The following is a 5,124-nucleotide window of genomic DNA, read 5'->3' on the forward strand; positions in this document are numbered from 1 at the left end:
GCGTGCGGGCCACGGCCGCTGACCCGCGCGGCGGCGCTCCTGGCCTCCGCCGCGCTAGCGATATCGCTCGCGCCGGCCGCGTCGGCGCTCGGGGAGGACGGCCCCTTCGAGTTCCCCGCCCAGACGCAGACCCTCTCGATGATTCCCGGGACGGTCACGCGGATCCCGCTGCGCGCACTGGTCGCCGACGACGTCGAGGACCAGGTCGACCCGGACTCCGCACGCCTCGCCGTGCCCGAGGAGCTCGACGAGGCGGCCCGCTCGACGATGGAGCTGGGGGAGGACTCGCTCAGCATCGCGGTCGCCGGGGAGGGCACCTGGACGCTGCTGGGCCAGGAGCTGGTGTTCACGCCGCTGCTCGGGGTGCAGGGTCCCAGCACCCCGATCGCCCTGACCATCGGGAGCCTCCACGACAGCCGCTCCCTGCCCGTGCTGCTGACGCCCGAGCTGCTCGAGCTCGAGCGGCTCGATGCGCACGGCTCCGCCGGGGAGGCCACGACGGTGGAGCTGCCCGGCGACCTGCCCGAGGACGGGGCCGTGCGGCTCGAGCTCGCGGACCTCCCGGCCGGCTCGACCGTCGGACTCGACGGCAGTCGTGCGACCATCCCCGACCAGGGCACCTGGCAGCTCTCGAGCGATCGCCGCAGCCTCACCCACACCCCCGCGGGCCCCGACCTCGGCCGTCAGCTCAACCCGGTCCTCTACGTGGTCGAGGACGAGGAGGGCGCCGTCGAGCGCGCCGGGACGGTCACCCTCACCATCCCGATCATCTCCGACCTCGACCGCTCCGCACCCTTCGGCGAGGACATCGTGTTCGTGGTGGGGGAGGGGCAGCAGAACGTGGACCCGACCACGCTGCGCCTGGAGCCCCTCGGCGACCAGGGGGCCTACGAGGCCTCCGCCGACGGCACCCGCGTGACCGAGCAGGACGTGGGCGTGTGGACGCTGGACCGCGCCACGGCCACGGTCCGCTTCTCCCCGGAGAGCGACGAGGTGCGCGTGGTCGCGCCGATGGGCATCACCGGCGGCGACGGCGAGGGTGCGACGGCCGCGACCGCGCTGCTGAGCACCGCCTATCCCGTGCTCTTCTCCCGGCAGCAGGCGGCCCTGCCCGGCACCGAGATCGTCTTCGACCTCAGCACCGGCATCCGCGACGTGCGCTCGGACTCGCTGCGCTTCGACGTCGCCGAGGCCCCCGAGGGGGCCGAGGTCTCGGCCGACGGGACGACGCTGACGGTCCCGGACCAGGGCACCTGGCGGATCGACCTCGAGTCCCGCACCGTCACCCTGACCCCGCAGGAGGGCTTCGAGGGCACGGCCGATCCGGTGGCGATCACCGCCCGCGGCGTCTACGCCGACAACCCCGTCAGCGCCTCGCTCACGGCGATCTACTCGCCGATCGTCGCGACCCTGCGCGACGACGAGGCGCGCACCGCACCGGGCATCCCGGTCTCCGTGGACGTGCTCGGCAACGACACCGCCGGCAGCGGCTCGCAGCCCCTCGAGCCGGCCACGGTGGAGATCAGCGCCCTGGAGGCGACCAACCTCGCCGACCTCCGCGACGGGCGCGGCAAGCGCCTCGTGATCCCGGGGGAGGGGGAGTTCACCGTCAGCGGCAACGGCGCGGTGACCTTCACCCCGGAGGAGGGCTTCTCGGGGCGCACCTCCACGATCACCTACCACGTGGTCGACAGCACCGGCATCCCCGCGGGGGCGAGCCTCGCGGTCGACGTCGACCCGGGCCTGGCCGCCGCCGGTGAGTCGGGCCCCGAGGTCTCCGGCATCAACAGCGTGCTGGCCGGGCTGATGCCCTCCTCGCCCAGCACCGCGCTGGTCTTCGGCACGATCGTGATGCTGCTGCTCTTCGGCGGCGCGATCTCGCTGTGGACCGGGACGCGGAGCGAGGTCGATCGCCGGGACTGGGAGGACTGACCCGGGGGACCGCCGCCGCGCGGGAGCTCCGGCTCAGCAGCCTTCGGGCGCCGGGACCGGCGCCTTCAGCGCATCGGCGGCCGCGGGCGCCGGCGCGAGGACCGTGAAGCCGTCGCCGAGCAGCAGATCCACGCCGGTGCCCTTCTTCGCCTCGTCGAGCTTCAGCACGGGCTCGAAGTCGGCCGTGGCGAGCTGGGCGCGCACGGACTGGGCCGCGAGAAAGCCGGCCGGCCCGTGGACGATCGTGGCAGGGCCGCTCGCGCTGCGGGTGTTGCCCGGCTCGCCGGTCTCGTAGCCGCGCCCTCCGAGCTCGTGCGCGACCTCGCCGGCGAGCCCGCTGCGGGTGGTCCCGTTCAGCACGCTGACCGTCACCTCCGCGGGCGGGAGCGGCACGGCGCCCTCGTCGGGGCACTCCACGGCGACCGGGTCCGGACCGATCTCCTTCGGCGCGATCATCCCGGGTTCCTCGACCGGCTCGCGCAGCTCGCCCACCGCGTACACGCCCACGGCGATCAGCGCCACGGCGAGCACCGAGAAGAACGCCAGCTGCGTCGCACGGAGCCGGCGCATGCGACGCAGCCGCGTGTCGCGACGGCGCACGTCGTCGGCCGAGCGGCCGTAGGGGTGCGCGTCGCGGTGAGAGGTGGGCATCGCAGGTGTCAGTCGTCGAGCGGGCGGTACCGGATCCCGAAGGCGTCCAGGCGCGGCAGGTGGGCGCGCAGGCGCTCCTGGAACTCGTCCCAGCTCTGCTCGGGAGAGCCCCACGCCCGCTCGGCGAAGGCGCACAGGCGCGGGAAGGCCATGTACTGGACGGCGCCGGCGTCGGGCAGGTACTCGGTCCACAGCTGTGCCTGCAGGCCCATCACCAGACGCTCCTGCTCCGCGCTCATCTTCTTGGGCAGCAGGCGACCGGTGTACACGTCCTCGAGCGTGGTCCTCCCGCCGATGGCGAGCGGCTCGTCGGCCGGGTCCGCCTGGTAGTGGTCGAAGTAGAGCAGGTCGGAGGTCGCCACGATCGTCTGGAAGCCGCGCGAGGTGGCCTCCCCGACGCCCGCGGGTCCGCGCCAGTTCATGATCACGGTGTCGTCGGGCAGATGGGTCTCCAGGACCTCGTCCCAGGCGATCGCGCGCTTGCCCTGCTCGGCGAGCACCTCGGAGGCGAAGGTCGTGAAGCGTCCCTGGATCTCCGAGACACGGGTCAGCCCCCACTCGTTCATGCGGGCGCGGGCCTGGGAGGAGCGCTCCCACTCGCCGGTGGGGCACTCGTCGCCGCCGATGTGCACGTAGGGGGCGGGGAAGATGCCGGCGACCTGCGTGAGCACGTCGCGCAGGAAGTCGAACACCTGGTCCGAGACGCCGAGCACGTGGTCGGAGATCCCCCACACCTCGCGCACGCCCACCTGCTGCTCGGGGAAGTTCCCCAGCTCCGGATAGGCGGCGACGGCGGCCTGCATGTGCCCGGGCAGGTCGATCTCGGGGACGATCATGATCCCGCGGCGCCGCGCGTACTCGACGAGGCCCCTGAGCTCCTCCTGGCTGTAGGAGCCGCCGTGGCGCACGCCGTCGAAGGTCCAGGACTCCTCGTCCCCGCTCATGTGGCCGACGAGCGTCTGCTCCCGCCAGGCGCCGACCTCGGTCAGGCGCGGGTAGCCCTTGATCTCCACGCGCCATCCCTGGTCGTCGGTGAGATGGAGGTGCAGGACGTTCAGGCGGTGCAGGGCCATCCCGTCCAGGAGGGTCTCGATCTCCTCGACCGGGAGGAAGTGGCGCGAGACGTCCAGGTGCATGCCGCGCCAGGCGTGCTTCGGGCTGTCGGCGATGGTCACGCACGGGATCGACCCGTCGGCCCCGGTGACGATCTGGGCGAAGGTGTTGCGCCCGTCGGCCAGGGCCGCCTCGCTGCCGGCGCTCAGCGCCGCCCCCTGCGGGGAGATGGAGAGGGCGTACTCGGTCGCCGGCAGGTCCTCGCTGAGGCCGACGGAGAGACCCTCCCACGGGTCGGTCGTCTCCCAGGTGCCCTCCGACCACACGACGGATCGGGGCAGCGGGACGAGGGCGATGGGGTCGGGCATCCGGATCTCCTGAGGGACGTGGGAGTTCGTGACCCGACCAGTCTGCCACGCGGATCACATCCCGCGGCACGAACCGGCCCGGACGCGGAGGAGCCCGGTCGGCGATGCCGACCGGGCTCCTCCACCATGTCGCCCTGCTCCTTCCCGGTGACGCTCTCGCGTCGAGCAGGCCGTCATGGTCCTCTGCGCGACTCCCGCCGGCTCAGCGGTAGGTGACGAACACGTGCGGGGCGTTCCAGATGGTGCGCTCGACGACCTGCTGGCGCGAGCCGGAGGCGTCGATGATGCCGTTGCCGCCGGTGTAGATCCCCATGTGGCCGTAGTCGTTGCCGGTGAAGGCCACGAGGTCGCCGGGCTTGGCCTGCGACTTGGGGATGATCCGCCCGCCGAAGGTGTAGCCCTTGGCGGTCTTGCGCGGCAGGTTCATGCCGGCCTGGTTGTACGCGTGATACACGAGGCCGGAGCAGTCCAGGCCGGAGGAGGGCGTGGAGCCGCCCCACTTGTAGCGGACCCCGAGCTGGGCGCGGGCCGCGGAGACGATGGCGCTGCCGTTGACCGTGGTGCCCGAGCTCGCGCCGGTGCCGCCAGAGGGGATCGACACGCCGCTGTACAGGGCGTTCCAGGTCTTCGGGCCGACCACTCCGTCCACGCCGATGCCGGCGGCGGACTGCAGGGAGCGGACGGCCGAGCCGGTGGCGGCGCCGAAGACGCCGTCGACCTTGAGATCGGCCCCGCGGGCGTTGAGCCCGCTCTGCAGGGTCGACACGGCGCTGCCGCGGCTGCCGTGACGCAGCTTCGGCTGCGAGGAGGACGAGCCGGCCGCGGGAGCGGAGGACGAGCCGCCGGTCAGGGCGTTCCAGGTCTTCGGGCCGACCACGCCGTCGACGCCGATGCCGGCCGCGGACTGACGGTTCTTGACGGCCCGGAGGGTCGCGGAGCCGAACACTCCGTCGACCTTCAGGTTCGCGTCGTGGGCGTTCAGACGCTGCTGGAGGTAGGAGACGGCGCTGCCGCGGGAGCCGAGCCGCAGCTTCACCGAGGTGTACTGCGTGCTGGCGGGCGCGACGGCGGACGCGGCCGCGGGGATCGCGGCGGCGGTCCCGGCGGACGGCGCGGCGGA

The 5,124-nt window shown here is 73.2% G+C and carries 4 protein-coding genes; 1 reads left to right on the top strand and 3 read right to left on the bottom strand.

Annotation, left to right across the window (positions count from 1 at the left end; all coding sequences use genetic code 11):
• Positions 1-1,932, top strand: a 1,932-nt coding sequence (locus tag HMPREF3159_RS03125) for an Ig-like domain-containing protein (RefSeq protein ID WP_070499628.1), incomplete at its 5' end; no start/stop codon positions are given.
• A 33-nt stretch (positions 1,933-1,965) separates the two neighbouring features.
• On the opposite strand, the gene HMPREF3159_RS03130 is transcribed toward HMPREF3159_RS03125, so the two are convergent.
• From HMPREF3159_RS03130 to HMPREF3159_RS03140, 3 genes are all read right to left on the bottom strand, one after another.
• Positions 1,966-2,583, bottom strand: a complete 618-nt coding sequence (locus HMPREF3159_RS03130) for a LytR C-terminal domain-containing protein (protein ID WP_070499629.1) — start codon at positions 2,581-2,583, stop codon at positions 1,966-1,968.
• Between the two features lie 8 nt (positions 2,584-2,591).
• The gene (locus HMPREF3159_RS03135; protein WP_070499630.1) at positions 2,592-4,004 is read right to left on the bottom strand and encodes a beta-N-acetylhexosaminidase; all 1,413 of its coding nucleotides are present in this window, start codon (positions 4,002-4,004) and stop codon (positions 2,592-2,594) included.
• Positions 4,005-4,206: 202 nt separating this feature from the next.
• Positions 4,207-5,124, bottom strand: a 918-nt coding sequence (locus HMPREF3159_RS03140) for a C40 family peptidase (RefSeq protein ID WP_083305765.1), incomplete at its 5' end; no start/stop codon positions are given.

It is taken from the genome of Brachybacterium sp. HMSC06H03 (assembly GCF_001807385.1).
Classification (GTDB): domain Bacteria; phylum Actinomycetota; class Actinomycetes; order Actinomycetales; family Dermabacteraceae; genus Brachybacterium; species Brachybacterium conglomeratum.

What these genes read in the sequence shown, in the direction of transcription:
- HMPREF3159_RS03130 (WP_070499629.1), bottom strand. Translation starts at nt 2,583, where the DNA reads ATGCCCACCTCTCACCGCGACGCGCACCCCTACGGCCGCTCGGCCGAC.
- HMPREF3159_RS03135 (WP_070499630.1), bottom strand. Translation starts at nt 4,004, where the DNA reads ATGCCCGACCCCATCGCCCTCGTCCCGCTGCCCCGATCCGTCGTGTGG.